Below are 23,499 nucleotides of genomic sequence, written 5' to 3'. Positions count from 1 at the left end.
GCCGTGCCTACACGTCGCGCCGGCGGAACACCGTCACCGCCGCGACCACCGCCGCGATCGCCCACAGCGCCATCACCACCACGCCCGGCCATGGAGCCAACTCGTAGGCGTTGAACTCGTGCAGCCGCATGATGCGTTGCCCGGCCTTGTCCGGCAGGAACCTGGCCACCTCGCGCACCCCGGGTATCGCGGTCAGCGCGGCCGTGCCGAGGAAGATCAGCGGGATCAGCAGGCCCATCGAGGCCATCGGGGTGCGCAGCACGAAGGTGACGCCCGCGCAGATCACCGCGAGCAGCACCAGATAGACCACCTGGCCGAATGCCGTGCGCCAGGTGGCCGCGGCGGTCAACGAGATGTCGCCGGCGGGCAGCAACAACCGGGCCGCCAGGGTGCAGGTCAGACTCGACACGATTGCCGTGACCAGGGCCACGGCGGTGATCACGGTCAGCTTGGCGGCGGCGAAGAGCCGCCGGTCGGGTACCGCGGCCAGCGAGGCGCGGATGGTGCCCGCACCGTATTCGCCCGCCACCGCCAGCACCGCGAAGGCCACCAGGGCCAGTTGGCCGAAGTTGACGCCGTAGTGCACGAGGGTGAACGCGTCGTATTCGGCGCCGTCCTCGCGGCGTTGGCCCTCGGCGACGAACCCGTCGACCAGTGCGCTAACCCCGGCGATCGAGAGCACAGTGGCCAGGGGCAGCCAGCGGGTCGACGGCACCGAGCGGAGCTTGATCCACTCGGCCTCCAGGGCCGCCGCGAAGCTTGTCCTGGGCACACGCGTTTCCCGGGTTTCCCGTGCTGTCGTGGTTTTCTGCCTTGCCGTGGTCATCACCGGCCACCTCCCGCGTATTGCTCGTGTCCGGCGGTCAGCCGGAGATAGACCTCTTCCAGGGACGGGCCGTCGCCGACGAAGTCGGTCAGCGTGGCGTCGGCCAGCAGTCGCCCGCCGGCGATCACCACCAGGTGGTCGGCGGTCAGCGCCATCTCGCTCATCAGATGGCTGGACACGAACACCGTGCGGCCCTCGGCGGCCAGCGAGCGGATCAGCTCGCGGATCCACCGGATGCCCTCCGGATCCAGGCCGTTGACCGGCTCGTCGAAGATCAGCACGCCGGGGTCGCCGAGCAGCGCGGCGGCGATGCCCAGGCGCTGGCGCATCCCCAGCGAGTAGGTGCCGGCGCGGCGGTGGGCCGCGTCGGTCATCCCCACCTGCGCCAGCACCTCGTCGACCCGCGACCTCGGTATGCGGTTGGACCGGGCCAGGTAGAGCAGGTGGTCGTAGCCGCGCCGGCGCCGGTGTACCGCTCCCGCGTCCAGCAGGGCGCCCACGTGGCGCAGCGGGTCGGGCAACTCGCCGTAGGCCCGGCCGTCGATGGTGATCCCGCCCGAGGTCGGGCGGTCCAGGCCCAGGGCGATCCGCATCGTGGTCGACTTGCCCGAGCCGTTGGGACCGAGGAAGCCGGTCACGGTGCCGGCCGCGATCCCGACGTCGAGGTCGTCGACGGCGAGGACGTCGCCGTAGCGCTTCGTCAGGTTTCGGATGCGGATCATCTGTGGTGCTCCCCGGGCCGGTTCGGCCGAGTCGATGCGGAGGGTGTCGGGCCCGAAGACCTCGTCGACACCCGGTTGTCGCCGCCCGGTTGCTGCGGTGCCTCAAGACTGCGACTCGGGGACCTCGGGCCGGATCCCCCAACCGTGGGGACGATCTCCCCCGGGCGGGGGAGGTCGCCGCCGGGGCGGCCCAGGAGGATGGCGGGGTGTTCCGCATCGTTTCGTCCCGCAGCTCGCCGCGCGCCCGGCTCCGTCGCCTCGCCCGGCCCCTGGTCACGGCCGCCACCTACACGCGTGGCTTCCACCTGTTCACGGGCCTGCTCCTGGGCGTCGCGGTGGCCATGGTCCATCCCGGTCTGGAGGGCGGCGGCGGGCTCGGCTATCGCGTCGCGCTGCTGGCCATGCCCGTCCCGATCCTGACCGCGTTCGGGCTGATCGCCGAGGCGCGCCGGTTCGAGGGGTTCCAGGCCCGGCTGCTGCTGCGCCCCGGCGACGAGAGCGACATCGCGGTCACCCGGTCGCAGACCTGGGCCGACCGCTGGCGCACGGCACTGTGGCTGGTGTTGCGGGTCGAACTGGGCTGGCTCGGGCTCGCGCCGGCGGCGTCCGCGATCTTCACCGCCGTGGCGATGATCGGGTCGCCCGCCACCGGCGACGGTCTGGCGTTCGACGGGGCGAGCTTCCCGGGCGGCGCCGCGCACTGGTGGCTGGTCCCGCTGGGCCTGGCCGTCATCGTCGCGGCGCTGGCCTACCTGGTCGGCGCGGGCCTGCTGCTCACCGTGCTGGCCAAGCGGCTGCTCGGGCCGTCCGCGAGCGAGAAGCTGGCCGCCCTCGAACGGCGCACCGAGCAACTGCTCGAACACAACCGGCTCGCGCGCGAACTGCACGACTCGATCGGCCACGCGCTGTCGGTGACCGTGCTCCAGGCGGGCGCGGCACGGCAACTGCTCGACACCGACCCGGTCTTCGCCGACCGGGCACTGGACGCGATCGAGGTGACCGGGCGGCAGGCCCTGGAGGACCTGGAACGCATGCTGCTGCTGTTGCGCGACGCGCCGGAGCCGGCCGCGCCCCGACCGGGGCTGGCCGAGCTGAAGGTGCTCGCCGACACCACGCGCGGCGCGGGCGCCTCGGTCGAGGTGCGGGTGCTGGGCTCGCTCGACGCGGTGCCGGCGGTGATCTCGCGCGAGGGCTACCGGATCGTGCAGGAATCGCTGACCAACGTGCTGCGGCACGCCGGTCCGGTGCCGGTCGAGGTCACGGTCGCGGTGCACGACCACGAGGTCGAGTTGACCGTGCGCAACGACACGGCCTCGGCCGAGGTGGGGTGGCGGGGGACCGGCGAGGGCAGCGGAAGCGGGCTGCGCGGCATCCGCGAGCGGGCCGCGCTGCTCGGCGGCGAGGCCACCGCGGGGCCGCACGACGGCTACTGGCGGGTGCATGCCCGGCTGCCCCTACGGTGGGCGTCGTGACGATCCGGATTCTGCTGGTGGACGACAACGAACTGGTGCGGGCCGGCCTGCGGGCCGTCCTGGCCGCACAGCCCGACTTCGAGGTGGTGGGCGAGGCCGGCGACGGCGCGGGGGTGCTCGCGCTGGTCCGCTCGCTGCGCCCGGACGTGGTCGCGATGGACGTACGCATGCCCCGGGTGGACGGCATCCAGGCCACCCGCGACCTCCTCGCGCACCTCGATCAGCCGCCCAAGATCCTGATCATCACCACATTCGAGAACGACGAATACGTCTATGAGGCGCTTCGGGTCGGCGCGCACGGTTTCCTGCTCAAGCGGGCCCGTCCTGCGGAGATCACCGACGCGGTGCGGACGCTGGCCACGGGGGACTCGCTGCTGTTCCCGGCCAAGCTGCGCGCCTTGGCCGAGCGTTTCGGGAGGACCGCGCGCAGCGACGCGGTGGCCCGGGCCAAGCTGACCGATCGTGAGGCCGACGTGTTGCGGGCAATGGCCCGGGGATTGAACAACGCCGAGATCGCCGCGGAGTTGTACCTGGGCACCGAGACGGTCAAGAGCCATGTGAGCGCGCTGCTGGCCAAGTTGAGCGCGCGTGATCGCACCCAGGCGGTGATCGCGGCCTACGAGTCGGGGTTCGTCGCGCCGGGCTGACCCCGGGGTGGGGCCGGCGGCCGGCGGGTGGCGCGTCGGGAGGTTGCCGATCGCGACTCGGGGGGCAGGCGAGGGGACCGAAAAGAGTCACACAAGACGGATTTTCGTACCATGTGTGACCCCTTCCGAGGGCGCTCGTTGGCCACCGTGCGCACGGCCCCGCACCCAGTCGCGGGCGTCGACCACGGCGCGGCGAGAGGGGACCCATCACATGCCACGCGGCGGTCACGAGAGCGCGTACGAACCGACGGCCGAGTCCGTCCGGGAGCTCGGAAGCGACCCGAGCATCGGGGGTCGGGCGCGCCGGGCCCGGGCGGGCCTGGCCGACCTGGCCGACCTGTGTCGGCGGCGGCTCGACGGGCGCGCGGTGCACCGGACCGAGGCCTTGGTGGTCGGCCGCTACCCCGAACTGGTGCGGCTCGCCTACCTGATCCTGCCGCCCGGCCTGGAGCGGCACCGCCGGGTGCTCACGGCCCACGCCCTGGTCCAGGACGCACTGCCCGGTCGGTGGCGCGACGTCGGGCGTCGACCGGGCGCGGCGGGGATGAGTGACGCGGAACTCGTTCGGCTGCGGACCGTGCGCGGCGCGCTGCTGCGATGTCGGTCCACCCGGCGGTGGGCGGCCCGGCCGGCGGCGCTGCCGCAGGTCTGGGGGCTGCGCCTGTTCCCGCCGAGCGGCGGCGCCGACGAGCCGGCGATCGAACAGGCGCTGGGCCGACTGTCCGGGCCGGGGCGGGCCGCCTACGTGTTGCGGGTGCTCGAAGGTCTCGACCCGGCCGGGGTGGTCGAACTGCTGCTGATCGCCGGCGTCGAGGACATCGCGAGCGCAGAGGCCGAGGCCGACGCACTCGCGGCCGGCCCGCCGGCCCGCGCCGACGGGCCCGGATCGGCGGCGGAGCGACTGCTGAACGCCGCCCACTTCGACCCGTGCACGCTCCGGGCCACCCCGTCGGACCTGCTGCGCCGACGACGCCGGAGGCGTACCGCGCTGGGTGCGGTCGCGGTCGCGGCGGTGCCGGCCGTCCTCGTTTCGTATGTCGGCGACGCGACCGGGTCCGGCACCCACGTCGCGCCCGCCGCCCGGGTCGTGGTCGGGCCGCCCCGGATGGTCCCGGCCGGTGCCTGGACAACCACCACCCGGCTGGACTTCGACGTCTGGTCCACCCGAGGGGCGCGCGCCGGCGACCAGGCGCTGACCCGGCGTGCGGTCAGGGCCTGGGTCGAGCCCGAGGCCGGCACCATCGTCGCGCTCGGCCAGGGCGCCGCCGCCGGCCCGCCGATCGGCCTGCCGCGCCTGCTGTACGCGGGCGACGTCGCGGAGGCCGCGGTGGTCCTGCTCACCGATGGCACGCGCCTGGCCCGGTACACCGAGGAGCACGGCGGCCACCGTCTCGACGTGGCCGCAGCCGACGACTCGGACGCCCGTTCCGCCTCGGCCGTGGTGCTGCACCGGGGTGTGGCGGGCGTGCGGATGTTGCTCGCGCCATGGGTGGACGAGGCGGCGACGCGGGATCTGCGCCGGCCCGACGACAAGAGCAGGCCGCTGCCGGTCACCGACGGAACGACCGCCCCGATGCCGGATCCGGGCACGGTGGCCAAGGGCTGCGCGACGGTGCCGGTTCTCGAACTGGTGTCCAGGCGGGCCGCCGACGGCCATCCGTACCTGCTCGCGGACCTGGGCGAGGTGTCCGCGACCCACCTCACCTACATGCCGCCGCCGGAGTTCGCGCACACCGGCCGGCCGGCGGAGGCGGCCTCGACCGAGCGGGCGCTGAGCGTCTGGTCGCGCACGGCCTGTGTGCTGGAGACGCTGCGCGGGCGGGGCCTGCGGCTGGTGGACAACTGGGAGTTCGCGCACTTCGACCTGCCGGAGGCGGCCGGGGAGGGCATGTGGTCGTGCGTGCACGCGTTCGACCGTCGGGGTGGCGGCGACGTCGTGGTCCAGTTCCTGCCGCCCGGGGCGAACGCGGCCGGCGCGCAGACCGTCGAGCGGCTCGCCGATTCGCCCGCGTGCAGCCGTTCGGCCAACGACATCGTCACCGCCACGTGGTGGCGCGCCCGGTCCGGCACCTGGTACCTGGTCGCGGCCGGCAGCCGGGACGTGGTCAAGCTGACCGCCTCCGCCCCCCTCACCGGTTCGGCGGACGCCCGCCAACTGATCCTCAAGTCCCCCGGCGTCACCCCGAACACCACGGCCCGCCCCCAGGTGACGGCCACGCTCAAATCCGGCGGCACCATCAAGCCGCTGACCTGATCGGGAAGCGACCGGCCCGGCACCCGACCGGGTGTTCACCCGCCCCGCGCACTGCCACCGACCCGACCACCACGGCGGCGCCCACCCCGGACACGACCACGGCCACTCGTCGGGCGTCGAGGCCCCAAGCCGCCCGCATGCCACGTCGTCCGCCGCGCGCCCGCCCGCCCGTCGGGCTGCCGGCCCGCTTGCCGCCCGCGTCGCCCACGTGTGAGCGACCCGCCGGCGGGCGGGCCCGGAGCACCCCCGGCCTCACCCCGCCGGCAGGCGCACCTCGAAGCGGCAGCCCGTGCCCGTGTCGGCGACCGCGACCCGGCCCGCGCGGGCTTCGACGATGCCGCGGACGATGGCCGGGCCGTCGGGTGCGTCCCCCAGATCCAGCCCGAGCCCGACCTTGGCCGCCTGATGACACACCGCGTCCACACCGACCAGCGCCCGCGCCACCGCATCCGTGGTCGCGCACGTCCCCGACCACGGAGGCGCACGGAGCGCGCGTCGGCGGCCGGGCGCCGAGCGGGTGTGGTGCGGCCGTGAGCCCCCGCCGATGAGGGCGCTACGGCAGTGCTCGGCCTGGGAGGCGGCCCTCGCCGACCCCCGCCCGCCGTCATCCGCGCCTCCTGCCCGCGGCTCGGGGCGGACGCCCGCCGGCGGTCGGGTGGCGATTCGTCGCCTGGCTGTGGTGCCTGTCGGTGAGGGCTGGTCGGTGGTTTGGGGATTGCGGAAAAGTGATATCACTTTGCTATGGTGGTGATGGCAGGTTGGTCGAGTGGGGAGTGGGCGTCGTGAGTGATTTCGGGTCCGGGACTGTCGTGGAGATGCCGGCGCCTCAGGTGCGGGAGCGAGTGGTGACGGGGGCGGCCGGGTTGCCCGCGTTGGCCGTGGGGGTGCTTTGTATCGCCGGGGGCATCGGATTGACCGTGGTCGGCGCGCTCCTGGACGACGGCCGGAAGGTGGCCGCCGTCACGAGTGGGATCGTGATCATCGTCCTGGCGCTGTTCGGGCTGTGTGGGCTGACCACCGTCGCGCCCGGCGAGGCGCGGGTGCTTCAGCTGTTCGGGCACTACAAGGGCACGGTGCGCAAGGACGGGCTGCGGTGGGTGAACCCGTTCACCGACCGCACCAAGGTCTCCACCCGGATCCGCAACCACGAGACGCAGACCGCCAAGGTCAACGACAACGACGGCAATCCGATCGAGATCGCCGCGGTCGTGGTCTGGCAGGTCGAGGACACCGCACAGGCCAAGTTCGAGGTGGACGACTTCGAGGAGTTCGTCGCCATCCAGACCGAGACCGCCGTGCGGCACATCGCCAACAGCTACCCGTACGACGACCACGGCCAGGGCGGCATGTCCCTGCGCGACAACGCCGACGAGATCACCGGCAAGTTGTCCGCCGAGATCGGTGCCCGGGTCGCCTCGGCCGGGGTCAGCGTGGTCGAGTCGCGGATCACCCGGCTCGCCTACGCGCCGGAGATCGCCCAGGCGATGTTGCGTCGCCAGCAGGCCGGCGCGGTGGTCGCGGCCCGGCAGCGGATCGTCGAGGGCGCGGTGGGCATGGTCGAACTGGCGCTGAACCGGCTCGAGGAAGGCGACCTGGTGGAACTCGACGACGACCGTCGGGCGGCCATGGTCAGCAACCTGCTCGTAGTCCTGTGCAGCGACCAGGCCACCCAGCCCGTGGTCAACACGGGTTCCCTGTACGCATAGTCGGTCCCCGTGACCGAACGCAAGAAGATCCTGCTCCGGCTGGACCCGGCCGTGCACGACGCGATCGCCAAGTGGGCGGCCGACGAACTGCGCAGCACCAACGCGCAGATCGAGTTCCTGCTGCGCCGTGCGCTGGGCGACGTGGGTCGGATGCCGGGCAATGCCGGGCGACCGGCCCGACGGGGCCGCCCGCCCAAGTCGGCTCCGCCGGCCGGCTCGGCCTCCGATTCCGATTCCGATACCGAGCCCGGTGGAGGCGACGGTGGCGATCGAGGCGACCCTGGCACTCCTGGTCGGCGCGGCGGCGACGGTGGCGACCCTGGCGACGTCGAGACCGCGCCGTGACGACCGCCTCGCGGGCCATCTCGCGGGCCACCGCACAGGCGGACCGAACCACCATCCCGAAGACGATCCGACGCCCCGGCGCCGAGGAGGTCGATGTGCACGCGACACTGCCCCAACGAGTGTTCCTGCTGGCCTACAGCCCCGAACGGCAACTCATGCTGAGCCGCACCCACCTCGGGGCGACGCTGCAGGCGGCGGCCCTGTACGAGCTCCACGACCTGGGCCTGATCCACGACGACGCCGGCAGGGTCCGGGCGACGCCGGGGCGGACGGCGCGGGCCCGAGCGGCCGTGCCGCCGTGTGAGCTGGCGGCCGACCTGCTGGCCCGGATCGAGGCGAGCGAACGGGCGTACCGCTGGCGCCACTGGGTGAAGAAGCGCGACCGCCACGCCGTCGACCTGGTCGCGGACGCGCTGGTGCGGCAGCGGGTGATCCGGTACGAGACGCGCCGCCTGTTCGGGCTCATCCCGTACCGCCGGTTCGTGCTGCGGCAGGCACCGATGCGCGTCGCGGCGATCAACGCGATGCGCGCCGCGCTCCGGGGGCGGGTCGCCGAGGTGCCCACCCCGGACGCGGCCCTGGCCGTACTCGCCTACCACGGTGAACTGCGCACCGTGCTCGGCGGCCGGGAACGCCGGGAGGCGAAGGACCGGATCCGCGCGTTGTCGGCCGACCTCGGCCCCGTCCCCGACGCGTTGCGCGAGGCGGTGCGCAATACGAAGGCCGAGTTGTCCGCTGCCGGCTGAACCGGCTTGACGGTGTCCGTACTGTCGAGGAATGACCCCCCGCACCACCCACGCCCCGGCACGCCCGCATCTCGCCCTCACCGACCGGTTGTTGCCGGGACCGCGCGGGCGCGCGGTGTTGTTGGTGCTGGCGAGTGCCTGTTCGATCCAGTTCGGCGCCGCGTTCGCGGCCCGGCTCTTCCCGCAGGTGGGGCCCGCGGGTGCGGTCACGCTGCGGCTGGTCATCGCCGCCGCGCTGCTGCTCGCCTTCTCCCGGCCGCGGGTGCGCGGGCGTTCGCGCGGCGACTGGCTGGTGGTCGGCGGCCTGGGCGTGATGTTCGCGGGCATGAACATGTGCTTCTACGAGGCCATCGACCGGCTCCCGCTGGGACCCGCGGTCACGCTGGAGTTCCTGGGCCCGCTCGGCCTGGCCGTGGTGTTGTCCCGCCGACTGCGCGACATGGTGTGGATCGTGCTCGCGGCCGGCGGTGTGCTGCTGCTCGGCGGTGGCGGATTCGGTGGCCTCGACCCGGTCGGGGTGGTGTTCATCCTGGCCGCGGCGGCCTGCTGGGCGGGCTACATCGTGGTCGCCTCGAAGATCTCCGCGCGCTTCGACGGCATCGAGGGCCTGGCCCTGGGCTTCGTGGTGGCCGCGGTGCTGGTGACCCCGCTGGGTGTGGCGACGGCCGGCTCCGCGCTGGTCGAGCCGAAGATGCTGGGATTGGGCGCGTGTGTCGCGCTGCTGTCCTCGGCGCTGCCGTACAGCCTCGAGATGCTCGCGATGAAGCACCTGCCGCCGGCCACGTTCGGCCTGCTGGCCAGCCTGGAACCGGCGGTGGCCGGGATGGCCGGCTTCCTGGTGCTGCACCAGTCGCTGGTGCTCGTGCAGATCGTGGGCATCGCGCTGGTGGTGATCGCCAGCGCGGGCGTCACCCTCGCCCAGTCGCCCCGGGAGCCCCGGCGGACCCGGCAGGCGCGGCGGTCTCGGTCGACTCCGGGAATGTCCGATACACCCGGGCCCGGGCCCGATCCACGAGCGACTCCCGATGCAGGTGCCACCCCCACTCCGGCCGTAGTACCGGACGCTTGTGCGGAGTCACCACAACGAACGCCGTCGTGACCTCGGTCAGCGCGTAGGCCAGCGCCGGCAGCCACGACTCGGCGAGCAGGTGCAGCGCGTAGCTGCACACCACGAGCGAATACGTGCGCCCGGCGAGCGCGCCCGCCGCGATCTGCTCGAACCGCAACGGCTCGGCCGGCCGCCCGGTCCGCTCCAGGTAGGCATCTCCGGTGTATGGATCGACGCCGGTCACCTCCCGCGCACCCAGGTCGCGCAGCGCCAGGGTGGCCTCGCCGCTGCCACAGGCCAGATCGAGCACCGAGGCCGCCAACCCGGGCTCGGCCGCGAACGGCCCGGTCAGCACCTCGGCCAGCACCGCCCGCACCCGCGGCTCGTGCGGGTTGCGGTACTCCGCCCCGTGGCGGGCGTAGAAATCCTCGGCGCCCAGTTCCTCGTAGGCGGGCCGGATCTTGTCCATGCCGTCGATTGTCCCCTCGCCGCCGGCCGGGCCGTCGACCGCACCGGTGGTGCGGGGGTGTCAGCGGCGCGGCGCGTACATGATCAGCGCAACGCCGACCAGGCACACGCTCGCGCCGGCCACGTCCCAGCGGTCCGGGCGGAAGCCGTCCACGACCATGCCCCAGGCCAGCGAGCCCGCGACGAACACCCCGCCGTAGGCGGCCAGAATCCGACCGAAATTCGCGTCGGGCTGGAGGGTCGCGACGAACCCGTACACGCCCAGCGCGATCACCCCGAGGCCCGCCACCCACCACGGCCGGTGTTCGCGCACGGACTGCCAGACCAGCCACGCGCCGCCGATCTCGGCGAGCGCGGCGAGGGCGAACAGGACCAGGGAGCGCGCGACGATCATGGACGTACCGTAGGGGCGAAGCGCGGCGCGGCCGAACACCCGGCGCACGCGCACCGGGCCCGCCGGGCGTCCACGATCGTGGACGGCCGGTGAGAGCGGGGTCGGCGGCTCGGTAAACTCCCCGGTCGTGACGTCCCAGCCTGTGCGCAAGCCCCGCATTCCGAACGTTCTGGCCAACCGCTACGCCTCCCCGGCGCTGGCCACGCTGTGGTCCCCCGAGTACAAGGTGGTGCTCGAGCGCCGACTGTGGCTCGCGGTGCTGCGCGCCCAGGCCGACCTGGGCATCGACGTGCCCGAGGGCGCGGTCGCCGACTACGAGCGGGTGGTGGAGCAGGTCGACCTGGCCTCGATCGCCGAACGCGAGCGGGTCACCCGGCACGACGTCAAGGCCCGGATCGAGGAGTTCAACGCCCTCGCCGGCCACGAGCACGTGCACAAGGGCATGACCTCGCGCGATCTGACCGAGAACGTCGAGCAGTTGCAGATCCGCTCCTCGCTCGAACTGGTCCGCGACCGGGTGGTCGCGCTGCTGGTCCGGCTCGCCGAGCTGTCCGCGCAGTACGCCGAGCTGGTCATGGCCGGCCGCTCGCACAACGTCGCCGCGCAGGCGACCACGCTGGGCAAGCGGTTCGCGTCGGCGACCGACGAGCTGCTGGTGGCCTACCACCGCCTCGAGGACCTGATCGCCCGCTACCCGCTGCGTGGGATCAAGGGCCCGGTCGGTACCGCGCAGGACATGCTCGACCTGCTCGGCGGCGACGAGGACCGGCTGGCCGAGCTGGAGGGGCGGGTCGCCGCGCACCTGGGCTTCGAGCACGCGTTCGTCTCGGTCGGCCAGGTCTACCCGCGCTCGCTCGACTACGACGTGGTGACCGCGCTGGTCCAGCTGGCCGCCGCGCCGTCGTCGTTGGCCAAGACGATCCGGCTGATGGCCGGGCACGAGCTGGTCACCGAGGGTTTCCAGCCCGGTCAGGTCGGTTCGTCGGCGATGCCGCACAAGATGAACACACGTTCGTGCGAGCGGGTCAACGGCTTCACGGTGATCCTGCGCGGCTACGCCTCGATGGTCGGCGAGTTGGCGGGCGACCAGTGGAACGAGGGCGACGTGTCCTGCTCGGTGGTGCGGCGGGTGGCGCTGCCGGACGCGTTCTTCGCGTTCGACGGGCTGGTCGAGACGTTCCTGACCGTGCTGGAGGAGTTCGGCGCGTTCCCGGCCGTGGTCGCGCGCGAACTCGACCGCTACCTGCCGTTCCTGGCCACGACCAAGGTGCTGATGGCCGCGATCCGCGGTGGCGTGGGGCGCGAGGCCGGGCACGAGGTGATCAAGGAGCACGCGGTCGCCTCGGCGCTGGCGCTGCGGGAGGGCGTCGAGCGCAACGAACTGCTCGACCGCCTGGCCGCCGACGAGCGGCTGCCGCTGGACCGGGCCGCGCTCGACACGCTGCTCGCCGACCGGCTGTCGTTCACCGGTGCGGCGGCGGCCCAGGTGGCCGAGGTGGTCCGCCGGGTGGAGGCGGTCGCGGAGAAGCACCCGGAGGCGGCGAAGTACCGTCCGGGCGCGATCCTCTAGGCAATCGCACCTGCGGCCGAACGGGCCGGGGCGTGTGGGGATCCCCTGCATGCCCCGGCCCGTTCGGCGTTCCACTCCTGTCCCCGGCCCGTTCGGCGTTCGGCTTCCCGGGCTCCCGGTCGCCCCGACGTGACGGCGGCCGGCTCCGGTGCCGCGGTGGCGGCAGCACCGGCGGGCCTCCGGTCGAGTCGGATACCACGGGGCCGCCCCCGTCGCGGCGAGTCGGTCGGACCCGGGCGCGCGACCCGCGGCCGGGGATTGAAATCCCGTCTCGGCGGTCATGGTGGGGGGAGTCGTCGGGAGGAGTGGTGGGCGTGGGGTCGCTGTCGTTTCGTGAGGTGGCCGTCGTGTCCGGGGAGATCGCGGGGGAGTCCGGGCGGACCGCGAAGGCGGAGTTGGTGGCCGGTTGTCTGCGGCGGGCGGAGCCGGACGAGGCGACCGTGGTGGTCGCCTATCTCGCGGGCACGCTCACCCAGCGGCAGATCGGTGTGGGGCCCGCCATGCTGCGTGCGGTGCCGCCGCCCGCGGCCGAGCCGTCGTTGACCCTTCTGGAGGTGGACGCCGCGCTGGCCGCGATCGGGGCCACCACCGGCACCGGCTCGCAGGCCGCCCGACGGGCCGCGCTAGACGCGCTGTTCGCCCGCGCGACCGAGGTCGAACAGCGCTTCCTGATCGGGCTGTTGGTCGGCGAGGTACGCCAGGGCGCACTGGACGGGGTGATGGCGGACGCGATCGCCCGCGCCGCCGAGGTCCCGGCCACGGCGGTACGGCGGGCGCTGATGTTGCGCGGCGCCGCCGGGCCGGTGGCCGCCGCCGCGCTGCACGGCGGCCGGGCCGCGCTCGACACGCTCACCCTCGACGTGGGCCGCCCGGTGCGCCCGATGCTCGCCGCCGCCGCGCCGGACGTGGCCGGCGCGCTGGCCAAGCTGCGGGCCAAGGAACCCGCCGCCGAGGTCGCGTTGGAGTGGAAGATCGACGGCATCCGGGTGCAGATCCACCGCGACGGCGATCGTGTCGCGGTGTTCACCCGCAGCCTGGACGACATCACCCCGCGCGTACCCGAACTGGTCGAGGCGGTACGGGCGTTGCCGGTGCGTACCGCCGTGCTCGACGGCGAGGCGATCGCACTGCGCCCGGACGGTCGGCCGCACCCTTTCCAGATCACCGCCTCCCGCACCGGGACCCGCGACGCCGCGCGGCTGCGGGCCGAGACGCCGCTGACGGTGTACCTGTTCGACGTGCTGCACGTGGACGGCGAGGACCTGATCGACCGCCCCGGCGCGGACCGCTGGGCCGCGCTCGCGGACCTGGCGCCGCCCGAACTCCTGGTGCCCCGGCTGGTCACCGGGGACGACGCGGCGGCGCATGCGTTCTTCGCCGACGCGGTCGCACGTGGCCACGAAGGAGTGGTGGTGAAGTCCCTGGACACCCCCTACACGGCGGGTCGGCGCGGCGCCGGCTGGGTCAAGGTCAAACCGCGGCACACCCTCGACTTGGTGGTGCTGGCCGCCGAGTGGGGCCACGGCCGCCGGCGCGGCACGCTGAGCAATCTGCACCTGGGCGCGCGGGATCCGGGCGGGGACGGGTTCGTGATACTCGGCAAGACGTTCAAGGGGCTCACCGACGAACTGCTCGCGTGGCAGACCGAACGGTTGCGGGAACTCGAGGTGCGCCGGGACGACTGGACCGTGTGGGTGCGACCCGAACTCGTCGTGGAGATCGCCTTCGACGGGTTGCAGACCAGCACCCGCTATCCCGGCGGCCTCGCACTGCGCTTCGCGCGGGTGTTGCGCTACCGGGAGGACAAGACGGCCGCGGAGGCGGACGACATGGACACGGTCCGGGCGCTCGCGGCCCGGGAGTGAGGGGTGCAGACGACCCGCCGGACAGGGCCTACCCGCGCGGACGGTAGAGGGCGTGCGCGTTGTCGTACAGGACGGCGGCGGCCAGGTCCGGCCCGACCGAGTCGGCGATCAGGTCGAGATCGGCGTCCCGGAACGGGCGGGGCGCCCGGGTCGAGGGCAGGTCGGTGCCGGCGAGCAGGGCCCGCGGGTCGGCGGCGGCGACGGCGCGCAGCGCCGCGGGTACGTCCGCGTCGAACCGGCCGAAGCCGGTGGCCTTGACCCGGGCGCCGTGTTCGACCAGCCGCAGCAGATGCGGCAGCCCCTCCCGGGACAGCCCCAGGTGGTCGATGCTCACCCTCGGCAGCGCGGTCAACACCGGCAGCAGGTCGGGCAGATCGCGGGCATCGAGGTACAGCTCGGCATGCCAGCCGGCGATCTCGTGGACCCGGCGGGCGAGCCGGTCCAGGTGGTCGAGCGTCGCCGAGCCGCCGCGCCGGACGTTGAACCGGATCGCCCGCACCCCGGCCGCGTCCAGCTCGGCGATCCGCCGGTCGGGGACGTCGGGCGGCAGCTGGGTCACCCCGACGAAGGCGGGGCCGAGTCGGGCCAGCGCGTCGAGGAGGTAGGTCTGGTCGAAGCCCTGGAAGGAGCCGGACACCACCGCGCCACCGGTCACGCCGAGCGGGACGGCCCGGGCCAGGTAGTCGGCGGTGGTGAAGGTCGGCGGCAGGTAGCCGTGGTTGGCGACGAGCGGGAAACGCGGGTCGACGATGTGCAGGTGCGCGTCGAACACGCGACGAGCGGGCGATCCGGACACGGCGGTGCCTCCGTCGGCTGCGGGAACGCCGCATACCGTACCCGGGCGCCGGCCGGGCATGGCGGATTCGCCGGCCGGAGAAGTTGTCAAATGCAACTAATTTCTTCTATGGTTGTGACAGGCAACGAAGTCGCCGCGGCGCGGGCGCACGACCGCCCGCGCACAGGAAGGAGCGAGCCGCCATGGCCACCAGGGAAGCCTGTCGGCACCTGCTCACCGAGTTGGAGGGCATCGTCGGCGTACACCGCGGCCTCGCCAAGGCCGTCCCGCCCGGCAGCCTGCCGTCCGGCTCCGCGGTCCTGTTCGTGCTCGGCCGCAGTGCCGAACCGCTGCGCGCCGGGCGGGTGGCCGAACTCCTCGACCTGGACATGTCCGTGGTCAGCCGACACCTCGCGCACCTGGTCGAACACGGCTGGGTGGCCCGCCGCGCGGACCCGCGCGACGGCCGGTCGGTGCTGCTCGGACTCACCCCGGAGGGGCGCGCCGTGGTCGACCGGGCCACCGAGAGCTGCCTCGCGGTGGTCGCCGAGCGGCTGGCCGACTGGCCGGACGAGGACGCGGAGCGATTGTCCGAACTCCTGGGCCGGTTGAAGGCGGGCTTCGGGTCGAACGCGGGCTTCGGACACCGGGCCGAACCGGTGCCGACGGCCGTGTCACACTGACCCGCATGCCGAAGTCCGCCGCGGAACTGCGCGCGCATTTGGAGATCTTCTACGACGCGGTGCCCCGCCGGTTCACCCGCACCGAGGTGATCGGCGCGCTGACGCTGTTCGTCCGGGAGGGCGAAGGGTGGCCCTACTATGCCCGACCCACGCTCGGCGGCCTCGCCGAGCCCACCGTCGCGGACGTGCGCGCGGTGCGGGCGCGGCAGAGAGAGTTGAAAGTGCCCGAGACGTTCGAATGGGTCCACGAGACCACCCCCGCGCTGCGGGCGGCCGCGATCGAGGCCGAACTGCATATACACGAGCACCCGCTGATGGTGCTCGACCCGGACGAACATCCGGCCGAGCGCCCGGATCTGCCGGACCTGGTGACGCTGCGGCGAATCCGCGCCGACGCCACCGACCTGGCGATCGTGCACAGCGTCGCGGCGATCGGCTTCGCCAACCCCGGGACCGCGCCCGGCTCCGACGGGCCCGCCGAGCGGGACACCGCCGCGCTCGGCCAGGACCCGGGCCTGCTGTCCTACCTCAACGAGCGGTTGCGCAGCGGCGAGACGGTGATGTTCGCGGCGTACAGCCCGGCCGGACCGCTGTGTGTGGGCAGCTACCAGCACCTGTACGACACGACCGAGATCGTCGGCGTGGCCACCCTCCCGGCGGCCCGGCGCAGCGGCCTCGCGGCGGCGGTGACCTGGGAGTTGGCCCGGCACGCGCTGGAGGGCGGGAGCGAGACGGTGTTCCTGAGCGCGGGGGACGAGGACGTCGCGCGGGTGTACGACCGGATCGGCTTCCGCTCGGTGGGGACGGCGATGATCGCGGAGGCGCCGTGAGCGAGAGGGACGAGGCGCGGGCGGCCGAGGCGGGCGCGGCGGGCGCGAAGACCGATGCCGCCGCGTCGATCGTGCTGCCCATCCCGCCCGGACGCAACCCCACCGCCGACGAGTTGGCCGCCGCGCACGGTCGGAGCATCCCGGACGTGATCGCGCCGAACCTGCGGGTGCTGTTCTGCGGGATCAACCCGGGCCTGTGGTCGGGCGCCACCGGGCGCCACTTCGCCCGTCCCGGCAACCGGTTCTGGCCTGCCCTGTACGCCTCGGGCTTCACCCCGCGCCTGATCGAGCCCGCCGCGCAGCGCGAGTTGACCACGCTCGGCCTCGGCATCACCAACGTGGTGGCCCGAACCACCGCGCGCGCCGACGAGTTGACGAAGGAGGAGTACCGGGCCGGCGGCCTGGCGCTCACCGCGAAGGTACGCCGGTACCGACCGGCCTGGTTGGCGGTCCTTGGCATCGGCGCATACCGCACCGGCTTCGGCCGCCCCAAGGCGGTGGTCGGCCGTCAGCCCGAGACGATCGACGACACCGGAATCTGGGTACTCCCCAACCCCAGCGGCCTGAACGCCCACTGGACGGCCGCGGCCCTCGCCGAAGCCTTCACCGCCCTGCGCGCCGCGGCGTACCCGACCGAGTAGGAGGGCCGCGCGCGGGGGTGCCATCCGTGCCGCTCACCCTGTGTGGCGGCGATCGGGCGTCGGCGTGGGTGACCCGGCTCGGGGGCGGGGCCGTCAATCGACCGAGTGGCATCACCCGGTTGGTGGTTACTTCGCGCCCCCTCGTGAGGTTGGGTCGGCATGAAGATCCTGCGAGCCCCGTACGGGCCGTGGCCCACCGAGACGTTCGAGACTCCCGTCTACGAGGCGTTGGTCGCCGAATGGCGCGACTCGGGCCGGGAGGTACCCCGGCCGACGGACCGACCGCAAGGCAGCCCGCCCCGACACGCCCGCCCACCCGGACCGAGCCCGCGCACGCGTCGCCCGTGAGCCGGCCACATGACGCGATCCGGGCCCGGAGGCGCCCCCGCCGGGCCCGACCCGAGGGCCGGGGCCGCCGATCCGCTCCGCGTGAATCGGCCGACCGCCGCGCGATGTGCTTCTTGTCACGCGTCCTCCGACACGCCCGGCGGGGAAGGAATTTGCCGGCCGATCGGCGCGGCGGCCGACGCGCGACGCACCGTCGATCCGGTCCGTCCCCGCCGCGTTCCCGCCGCCCTCGGCCCCGTCCCACGCGGCCCGCGCAGGCCCGGTGGGGCCGGACGGGCGCGGGGGGAGCGGGGGTTCGGGGTGCTCGACGCGCGTCGCAATTGCCCGCCGGTCGTACCACCCGGGCACGTCTCCGGCGAACCGTGACACGCCGGGAATCGGGACGCGACACAACACCTGGGGGTGCGACGACCACCCCGCCACTACATATATGCTCTGCGACGCAGCTGGTTCGCCCGACCGGAGTTTCCGGGAAGGCGAGGCAAGAGGGAATCCGGTGCGAGGCCGGAACTGCCCCCGCAGCGGTGAGCGGGAACGAAAGTCGTCATGGAGCGCCGGACGCCGAAGGGCGTACGGGAAGCGACGACCCCTAGGCACTCCGCGGACCACCGAGCACACGCCGTGCCCGGCGGTGCCCCGGCATGCCCGCGAGTCCGAATACCTGCCGGCTGCCCGCGCCTTCGGGCGTGGGGTCACCTGTACGTACGAGCTCGCGAGGAGAGAGCACGTGACCGTTGTGGACAGCGTGGGCGCGACCCGGATGCGGGTCGACGAGAGCCCCGAGGACCGCCTTGCCACCCTGGTGCGCACCCAGGCGCGCGATCTGCCGGAGGTCGATCCGGATCGGGTCGTCCGCCGGGTCGTCGCGGGTCTGAACGAGGGTGCGGACCGCGGCGCGGCGGCCGACCTGGCCGTGCGCACCGCCGCCGAGCTGATCGCCGAGGAGCCCGCCTACTCGCGGCTCGCCGCGCGCCTGCTGGCCGGCCGGATCGCCGACGAGGCCGCCGAGGCCGGCGTCGCCTCGTTCAGCGCCGGCATCGCGCTCGGTCACCGCGAGGGCATCATCGGCGCGGAGACCGCGGCGTTCGTCGCCGCGCACGCCGCCGAATTGGACGCCGCCGTCGACGCCGACGGCGACCGCCGCTTCGAGTACTTCGGTCTGCGCACCGTCTACGACCGCTACCTGCTGCGCCACCCCGTCTCGCGCAAGGTGGTCGAGACCCCGCAGCACTTCCTGCTGCGCGTGGCGTGCGGTCTGTCCAAGGAGCCCGGCGAGGCGATCGGCTTCTACCGGCTGATGTCCTCGCTGGCCTACCTGCCCAGCTCGCCGACGCTGTTCAACTCCGGCACCGTGCACACCCAGATGTCCTCGTGCTACCTGCTCGACTCGCCCAAGGACGAGCTGGAGTCGATCTACGACATGTACGGGCGAATCGCCCGGCTGTCGAAGTTCGCCGGCGGCATCGGCGTGGCCTGGTCGCGGGTGCGCTCGCGCGGCTCGCTGATCCGGGGCACCAACGGGCACTCCAACGGCATCGTGCCGTGGCTGAAGACCCTCGACTCGTCGGTGGCCGCGGTCAACCAGGGCGGCCGGCGCAAGGGCGCGGCCTGCGTGTATCTGGAGACCTGGCACCCCGACATCCTGGAGTTCCTCGAACTGCGGGAGAACACCGGCGAGGACGCGCGTCGCGCGCACAACCTCAACCTGGCCAACTGGGTGCCGGACCTGTTCATGCGGCGCGTCGAGGAGGACGGCGTCTGGTCGCTGTTCGACCCGAACGAGCTGCCCGAGCTGCCCGACCTGTGGGGCGCCGAGTTCGACAAGGTGTACGAAGCCGCCGAGCGGGACGGCCGGTTCGTCCGGCAGATGCCCGCGCGCGACCTGTACGCCCGGATGATGCGCACGCTCGCGCAGACCGGCAACGGCTGGATGACCTTCAAGGACGCCGCCAACCGGACCTGCAACCAGGCCGCCGAGCCGGGCAACGTGGTGCACCTGTCCAACCTGTGCACCGAGATCCTGGAGGTCACCAGCGACGGCGAGACCGCCGTGTGCAACCTCGGCTCGGTCAACCTCGGCGCGCACGTGGTCGCCGGCGAGGGCATGGACTGGGACAAGCTGCGCGCCACGGTGCGCACCGCGGTGATCTTCCTCGACCGCGTGATCGACATCAACTACTACCCGACCGACCAGGCCGCCGCGTCCAACCCGCGCTGGCGCCCGGTGGGCCTGGGGCTGATGGGCCTGCAGGACGTGTTCTTCACGCTCGGCCTGCCGTTCGACTCGGCCGAGGCGCGCGAGTTGTCCACGCTGATCTCCGAGGAGATCTACCTCACCGCCCTGGAGACCTCCTCGGCGCTCGCCGAGGTACACGGCCCGCACCCGGCCTACGCCGAGACGCACGCCGCGCGCGGCCGGCTCCAGCCGGACCTGTGGGAGGGCGTGTACCCGACCCAGACCAAGCGCTGGGACGCGCTGCGTACCCGCGTGGCCGAGCACGGGCTGCGCAACTCGCTGCTCGTGGCGATCGCGCCGACCGCGACCATCGCCTCCATCGCGGGCGCCTACGAGTGCATCGAGCCGCAGGTGTCCAACCTGTTCAAGCGCGAGACGCTGTCCGGCGAGTTCCTGCAGATCAACGGCTATCTGGTGCGCGAGCTCAAGGCCCGCGGCCTGTGGACCCCCGAGGTGCGCGACCGGATCAAGCGCGCCGAGGGCTCGGTCCAGGGCATCGCCGAACTCCCGGAGGACGTACGGGAGTTGTACCGCACCGCGTGGGAGCTGCCGCAGCGCGCGCTGATCGACCTGGCGGCGGCCCGCTCGCCGTACATCGACCAGTCGCAGTCGCTGAACCTGTTCATGGCCGACCCGACCATCGGCAAGCTGTCCTCGATGTACCGCTACGCGTGGTCCACCGGTCTCAAGACCACGTACTACCTGCGCTCGCGCCCCGCGACGCGGATCCAGCAGGCGACCGTGCCCGCGCAGGCGTCCGCCGCGCCGGTCGAGGAGATCTCGGACGTCGAGGTCATCGCCTGCTCGCTGGAGAACCCCGAAGCATGTGAGGCGTGCACGTGAGCCTGCTCGATCCCGGAATGAACCTCACGCTGCGCCCGATGCGGTATCCGGACTTCTACGAGAAGTACCGGGCGGCGATCCGCAACACCTGGACGGTCGAAGAGGTCGACCTGCACAGCGACCTCGCCGACCTCGACAAGCTCAGCCCGGCGGAGCGGCACCTCGTGCAGCGCCTGGTCGCGTTCTTCGCGACCGGCGACACGATCGTGGCGAACAACCTGGTGCTGAACCTGTACCGGCACATCAACTCGCCCGAGGGCCGGCTGTACCTGTCGCGGCAACTCTTCGAAGAGGCCGTCCATGTGCAGTTCTACCTGACGCTGCTCGACACCTACATGCCCGACCACGAGGAGCGCGAGCAGGCGTTCGCCGCGGTCGAGCACATCCCGTCGATCCGGCGCAAGGCGGAGTTCTGCTTCCGCTGGATCGACTCGGCGATGGGCCTGGACCGGCTCGAATCGCGGGACGACCGGCGGCAGTTCCTGCTCAACCTGATCTGCTTCGCGGCGTGCATCGAGGGGCTGTTCTTCTACGGCGCCTTCGCCTACGTGTACTTCCTGCGCTCGCGCGGGCTGCTCAACGGCCTCGCCTCGGGGACCAACTGGGTCTTCCGCGACGAGTCCGCGCACATGGACTTCGCGTTCTCCGTGGTCGAGACGGTGCGGGCCGAGGAGCCCGGCCTGTTCGACGACGAACTCGCCGAGGACGTACGGCGGATGCTGGCCGAGGCGGTGGACGCGGAGACGGCGTTCGCCGAGGACCTGCTCCAGGGCGGGGTGTCCGGGATGACCGTCGCCGACATGCGCTCCTACCTGGAGCACGTGGCCGACCGGCGGCTCGCCCAGCTGGGCATGGCGCCGGTGTACGGCTCGGCGAACCCGTTCGGCTTCATGGAACTCCAGGACGTCCAGGAGCTGTCGAACTTCTTCGAGCGGCGGGTGTCGGCCTACCAGGTCGCGGTCACCGGATCGGTCTCCTTCGACGAGGACTTCTGACCCGGGTTCGTGTGCCCGAGTACCCCACCGCCGTGCCGTCCCGATTCCGGGGCGGCACGGCGGTTTCGCGCGTTTCGGGGGCGGTCGGCCCCGCCAGGGCTCACGAGCGTTCGGCGGCACGGCGGCGCAGGGCGGTCGCGGTCGCCTCGTCGGCGGGCAGGAACGCCTCCAGGTGGAGTTCGGACACGGTGACGTCGGTCGCCGTCGCGAACGAGGTGAGCGTGGTGAGCAGGCGCAACTCGCCCCCGCTCGCCGGGTCCCGCAACCGCAGCGGCACCGCGAAGCCGAGGTGGTCGGGGCCCGGTTCCACGTTCGGGACGTAGCCGCGCAACTCCTCGATGAACGTGTCGAGCAGCGGATCGGGGCTGCGCAGCGCCCGGGCCCGCATGTTCTCGATGACGTGATGGCCCCACGCGGCCAGGTTCTCCACCCGCGTCGCCATGCCCCGCGGATGCAGCATCAGCCGCAACATGTTCATCGGCTGCCCGAGCAGCTCCGGGGCCGCGCCGTCGGTGAGCACGTCGATCGCCGCGTTGGCCGCCACGATCTGCCCGTACGGCCGCAGCACCATCGCCGGATAGGGCAGATGGCCCTCGATCACCGCGCTCAGCGCCTCCTGGACCGGCCGCATCATCGGGGCGTCCCAATCGGACTCGGGGAACACCGGCGCGAAGCCGGCGGTGTGCAGCAGCGCGTTGCGCTCGCGCAGCGACAGTTCCAGGGATTCGGCGAGCCGGATGATCATGGTTCGGCCGGGCCGGGACCGACCGCTCTCGATGAAGCTCAGATGCCGCTGGGAGGTTTCCGCGCGGGCGGCCAGCTCCAGCTGGCTCAGCCGCCGAGCGGTACGCCAGCGCCGCAGTTCGGCGGGGAAGTCCGGGCCGTGGGTGATCGTGCTCATGGGGCAGTTCTAGGCAGTGCGAGCACCGGGAGCAATTCCCTTGCGGGAATTGTCCTGTCGGGCGGGTCGCTCGCAGGATCGTCACCACGGCCCGCCGAGCGGCGGGCCGGGCACGGCGGATCGTCGCACCATCGTCGCAACACGAAAGAGGCACCACCATGAAGAGCTACCACCTGCAGCCGGGCGCCGGAATCGACGGACTCACCGTGCGGGACCACGACGAGCCCGCGCCGGGTCCGGGTCGGGTGCTGGTCCGGGTCCGGGCCTCCTCGATCAGCCTGCGCGAGCTGCTCGTCCTGGCCGGCGACTATCCGCTGCCCGTGCGGCCGGACGTCGTCCCGGGCTGCGCCGGGGTCGGCGAGGTGGTCGCGGTCGGCGCCGGGGTGACCCGGGTGGCACCGGGGGACCGGGTCGCCGCCACCGTCTTCCCGGACTGGATCGACGGGCCGTTCGGCCTGGACTACGCGGCCCAGCTGGGCAGTTCGCGCGACGGCATGTTCACCGAGTACACCCTCGCGGACGAGCGGGCGCTCGTGCACATCCCCGCGCACCTGTCCTTCGCCGAGGCCGCCGCGCTGCCGCTGACCGCGGTGACGGCGTGGAACGCGCTGACCGGCGGCCGGGCGCCGATGCCGGGGGAGACCGTGCTGACCCTCGGCACCGGGGGTGTGTCGTTGTTCGCCGTGCAGTTCGCCAAGCGGTCCGGCGCCCGGGTGATCGCCACCACGTCCAGCCCGGACAAGGCGGAGCAACTGCGGGCGCTCGGGGCCGACGAGGTGGTCGACTACCGGCAGCACCCCCGGTGGGGCGAGGAGGTGCGCCGGCGTACCGGCGGGCGCGGGGTGGACCGTGTCGTCGACGTCGTGGGGGACCTGTCCCAGTCGCTCGCGGCGACCGCGCTCGGCGGCGAGATCGCCTTCGTCGGACACTGGTTGGGCACGGACGCCCCGGATCGGACGCCGTCCCCGACCGACTTCTTCAACGCCGGCGCGGTGCTGCGTCCGCTCGCGGTGGGCAACCGGGCGGCGTTCGAGACGATGAACCGCGCGGTGGACGCGTGGCGGGTGCGGCCGACGATCCACCGCGAGTTCGGCTTCGACGAGATCCCGGACGCGCTGCGCCACCACGTCAAGGGCGGCTTCGTGGGCACCGTGGTCGTGAACCACGGCTGAGCGACGATCCGT

Annotated in this window: 21 protein-coding genes, 2 pseudogenes and 1 riboswitch; of the genes and pseudogenes, 16 read left to right on the top strand and 7 right to left on the bottom strand. The window is 73.0% G+C overall.

Features of this window, described 5'->3' with window-relative positions; all coding sequences use genetic code 11:
* Positions 1-7: 7 nt before the first annotated feature.
* Positions 8-772, bottom strand: a complete 765-nt coding sequence (locus ACMXN5_RS02245; RefSeq protein ID WP_439673748.1) for an ABC transporter permease — start codon at positions 770-772, stop codon at positions 8-10.
* A gap of 53 nt (positions 773-825) precedes the next feature.
* Positions 826-1,548, bottom strand: coding sequence for an ABC transporter ATP-binding protein (locus ACMXN5_RS02240; RefSeq protein WP_439673747.1), 723 nt, complete (start codon positions 1,546-1,548; stop codon positions 826-828).
* A gap of 206 nt (positions 1,549-1,754) precedes the next feature.
* Between ACMXN5_RS02240 and ACMXN5_RS02235 the strand changes: the two genes are divergently transcribed.
* From ACMXN5_RS02235 to ACMXN5_RS02225, 3 genes are all read left to right on the top strand, one after another.
* Positions 1,755-3,020, top strand: a complete 1,266-nt coding sequence (locus ACMXN5_RS02235; RefSeq protein WP_439673746.1) for a sensor histidine kinase — start codon at positions 1,755-1,757, stop codon at positions 3,018-3,020.
* Positions 3,017-3,667, top strand: coding sequence for a response regulator transcription factor (locus ACMXN5_RS02230; protein WP_439673745.1), 651 nt, complete (start codon positions 3,017-3,019; stop codon positions 3,665-3,667). The genes ACMXN5_RS02235 and ACMXN5_RS02230 overlap by 4 nt, the downstream gene beginning before the upstream one ends.
* Positions 3,668-3,878: 211 nt before the next feature.
* Complete coding sequence (locus ACMXN5_RS02225) at positions 3,879-5,921, top strand: hypothetical protein (protein WP_439673744.1); 2,043 nt, start codon at positions 3,879-3,881, stop codon at positions 5,919-5,921.
* 252 nt (positions 5,922-6,173) lie between these two features.
* Here the strand turns inward: ACMXN5_RS02225 and ACMXN5_RS02220 are convergent, their stop codons facing one another.
* Positions 6,174-6,365, bottom strand: a complete 192-nt coding sequence (locus ACMXN5_RS02220; RefSeq protein WP_439673743.1) for a hypothetical protein — start codon at positions 6,363-6,365, stop codon at positions 6,174-6,176.
* Between the two features lie 371 nt (positions 6,366-6,736).
* On the opposite strand from ACMXN5_RS02220, the gene ACMXN5_RS02215 reads away from it, so the two are divergent.
* The 4 genes and pseudogenes from ACMXN5_RS02215 (at position 6,737) to ACMXN5_RS02200 (ending at position 9,817) form a co-directional block, all read left to right on the top strand.
* Positions 6,737-7,627, top strand: coding sequence for an SPFH domain-containing protein (locus tag ACMXN5_RS02215; RefSeq protein ID WP_439677935.1), 891 nt, complete (start codon positions 6,737-6,739; stop codon positions 7,625-7,627).
* Positions 7,628-7,636: 9 nt separating this feature from the next.
* A pseudogene (locus ACMXN5_RS02210) lies at positions 7,637-7,846 on the top strand (hypothetical protein); the annotation flags it as partial.
* 122 nt (positions 7,847-7,968) lie between these two features.
* Positions 7,969-8,718 (top strand): GOLPH3/VPS74 family protein, encoded by a 750-nt coding sequence (locus ACMXN5_RS02205; RefSeq protein ID WP_439673742.1) that lies wholly within the window; start codon positions 7,969-7,971, stop codon positions 8,716-8,718.
* A gap of 31 nt (positions 8,719-8,749) precedes the next feature.
* Positions 8,750-9,817, top strand: a complete 1,068-nt coding sequence (locus tag ACMXN5_RS02200; protein ID WP_439673741.1) for an EamA family transporter — start codon at positions 8,750-8,752, stop codon at positions 9,815-9,817.
* 28 nt (positions 9,818-9,845) lie between these two features.
* On the opposite strand, the pseudogene ACMXN5_RS02195 reads toward ACMXN5_RS02200, so the two are convergent.
* Together ACMXN5_RS02195 and ACMXN5_RS02190 are read right to left on the bottom strand one after the other, a co-directional pair.
* A pseudogene (locus ACMXN5_RS02195) lies at positions 9,846-10,235 on the bottom strand (class I SAM-dependent methyltransferase); the annotation flags it as partial.
* A 60-nt stretch (positions 10,236-10,295) separates the two neighbouring features.
* Entirely contained in the window at positions 10,296-10,628 is a 333-nt protein-coding gene (locus ACMXN5_RS02190) for a YnfA family protein (RefSeq protein WP_439673740.1), read from the bottom strand.
* 127 nt (positions 10,629-10,755) lie between these two features.
* On the opposite strand from ACMXN5_RS02190, the gene purB reads away from it, so the two are divergent.
* Together purB and ACMXN5_RS02180 are read left to right on the top strand one after the other, a co-directional pair.
* On the top strand, positions 10,756-12,198 hold the full coding sequence (gene purB / locus ACMXN5_RS02185; protein ID WP_380000668.1) for an adenylosuccinate lyase: 1,443 nt from the start codon (positions 10,756-10,758) through the stop codon (positions 12,196-12,198).
* A gap of 314 nt (positions 12,199-12,512) precedes the next feature.
* On the top strand, positions 12,513-14,063 hold the full coding sequence (locus ACMXN5_RS02180; RefSeq protein WP_439673739.1) for an ATP-dependent DNA ligase: 1,551 nt from the start codon (positions 12,513-12,515) through the stop codon (positions 14,061-14,063).
* Positions 14,064-14,091: 28 nt separating this feature from the next.
* On the opposite strand, the gene ACMXN5_RS02175 is transcribed toward ACMXN5_RS02180, so the two are convergent.
* Positions 14,092-14,859 carry an amidohydrolase family protein gene (locus ACMXN5_RS02175; protein ID WP_439673738.1) on the bottom strand — a complete coding sequence of 256 codons (768 nt, stop codon included), beginning with the start codon at positions 14,857-14,859 and terminating at the stop codon, positions 14,092-14,094.
* A gap of 182 nt (positions 14,860-15,041) precedes the next feature.
* Here ACMXN5_RS02175 and ACMXN5_RS02170 point away from each other — a divergent pair, with 182 nt between their 5' ends.
* The 6 genes from ACMXN5_RS02170 to ACMXN5_RS02145 all read left to right on the top strand — a co-directional run bounded on the left by ACMXN5_RS02170 (position 15,042) and on the right by ACMXN5_RS02145 (position 21,414).
* Entirely contained in the window at positions 15,042-15,521 is a 480-nt protein-coding gene (locus tag ACMXN5_RS02170; RefSeq protein ID WP_439673737.1) for a MarR family winged helix-turn-helix transcriptional regulator, read from the top strand.
* 5 nt (positions 15,522-15,526) lie between these two features.
* A complete protein-coding gene (locus ACMXN5_RS02165) occupies positions 15,527-16,351 on the top strand; it encodes a GNAT family N-acetyltransferase (RefSeq protein ID WP_439673736.1) in 825 nt (274 codons plus the stop codon).
* Between the two features lie 80 nt (positions 16,352-16,431).
* The gene (gene mug / locus ACMXN5_RS02160) at positions 16,432-16,992 is read left to right on the top strand and encodes a G/U mismatch-specific DNA glycosylase (protein WP_439677934.1); all 561 of its coding nucleotides are present in this window, start codon (positions 16,432-16,434) and stop codon (positions 16,990-16,992) included.
* A 159-nt stretch (positions 16,993-17,151) separates the two neighbouring features.
* On the top strand, positions 17,152-17,340 hold the full coding sequence (locus ACMXN5_RS02155) for a hypothetical protein (protein ID WP_439673735.1): 189 nt from the start codon (positions 17,152-17,154) through the stop codon (positions 17,338-17,340).
* Positions 17,341-17,769: 429 nt separating this feature from the next.
* A riboswitch (cobalamin riboswitch) is annotated at positions 17,770-18,023 on the top strand.
* 77 nt (positions 18,024-18,100) lie between these two features.
* Positions 18,101-20,419 (top strand): ribonucleoside-diphosphate reductase subunit alpha, encoded by a 2,319-nt coding sequence (locus ACMXN5_RS02150; protein ID WP_439677933.1) that lies wholly within the window; start codon positions 18,101-18,103, stop codon positions 20,417-20,419.
* Positions 20,420-20,436: 17 nt separating this feature from the next.
* Positions 20,437-21,414 (top strand): ribonucleotide-diphosphate reductase subunit beta, encoded by a 978-nt coding sequence (locus ACMXN5_RS02145; protein ID WP_439677932.1) that lies wholly within the window; start codon positions 20,437-20,439, stop codon positions 21,412-21,414.
* A 100-nt stretch (positions 21,415-21,514) separates the two neighbouring features.
* On the opposite strand, the gene ACMXN5_RS02140 is transcribed toward ACMXN5_RS02145, so the two are convergent.
* Positions 21,515-22,315: a helix-turn-helix domain-containing protein gene (locus ACMXN5_RS02140; RefSeq protein WP_380000661.1), complete on the bottom strand. Its 801-nt coding sequence runs from the start codon at positions 22,313-22,315 to the stop codon at positions 21,515-21,517.
* A gap of 158 nt (positions 22,316-22,473) precedes the next feature.
* Between ACMXN5_RS02140 and ACMXN5_RS02135 the strand changes: the two genes are divergently transcribed.
* On the top strand, positions 22,474-23,487 hold the full coding sequence (locus ACMXN5_RS02135; protein ID WP_439673734.1) for a zinc-dependent alcohol dehydrogenase family protein: 1,014 nt from the start codon (positions 22,474-22,476) through the stop codon (positions 23,485-23,487).
* The last annotated feature ends 12 nt before the right edge of the window (positions 23,488-23,499 follow it).

This window comes from Embleya australiensis (assembly GCF_051903075.1).
Classification (GTDB): domain Bacteria; phylum Actinomycetota; class Actinomycetes; order Streptomycetales; family Streptomycetaceae; genus Embleya.
The sequence above is the reverse complement of the archived record's forward strand: the minus strand, read 5'-3'. Positions and strand labels throughout refer to the sequence as shown.

Bases quoted from the DNA above. Each gene is read 5' to 3' on its own strand.
- ACMXN5_RS02240 (WP_439673747.1), bottom strand. From the start codon at position 1,548: ATGATCCGCATCCGAAACCTGACGAAGCGCTACGGCGACGTCCTCGCC.
- ACMXN5_RS02225 (WP_439673744.1), top strand. From the start codon at position 3,879: ATGCCACGCGGCGGTCACGAGAGCGCGTACGAACCGACGGCCGAGTCC.
- ACMXN5_RS02215 (WP_439677935.1), top strand. From the start codon at position 6,737: ATGCCGGCGCCTCAGGTGCGGGAGCGAGTGGTGACGGGGGCGGCCGGG.
- ACMXN5_RS02200 (WP_439673741.1), top strand. From the start codon at position 8,750: ATGACCCCCCGCACCACCCACGCCCCGGCACGCCCGCATCTCGCCCTC.
- ACMXN5_RS02190 (WP_439673740.1), bottom strand. From the start codon at position 10,628: ATGATCGTCGCGCGCTCCCTGGTCCTGTTCGCCCTCGCCGCGCTCGCC.
- ACMXN5_RS02170 (WP_439673737.1), top strand. From the start codon at position 15,042: ATGGCCACCAGGGAAGCCTGTCGGCACCTGCTCACCGAGTTGGAGGGC.
- ACMXN5_RS02165 (WP_439673736.1), top strand. From the start codon at position 15,527: ATGCCGAAGTCCGCCGCGGAACTGCGCGCGCATTTGGAGATCTTCTAC.
- ACMXN5_RS02155 (WP_439673735.1), top strand. From the start codon at position 17,152: ATGAAGATCCTGCGAGCCCCGTACGGGCCGTGGCCCACCGAGACGTTC.
- ACMXN5_RS02150 (WP_439677933.1), top strand. From the start codon at position 18,101: ATGCGGGTCGACGAGAGCCCCGAGGACCGCCTTGCCACCCTGGTGCGC.
- ACMXN5_RS02145 (WP_439677932.1), top strand. From the start codon at position 20,437: ATGAACCTCACGCTGCGCCCGATGCGGTATCCGGACTTCTACGAGAAG.
- ACMXN5_RS02140 (WP_380000661.1), bottom strand. From the start codon at position 22,315: ATGAGCACGATCACCCACGGCCCGGACTTCCCCGCCGAACTGCGGCGC.
- ACMXN5_RS02135 (WP_439673734.1), top strand. From the start codon at position 22,474: ATGAAGAGCTACCACCTGCAGCCGGGCGCCGGAATCGACGGACTCACC.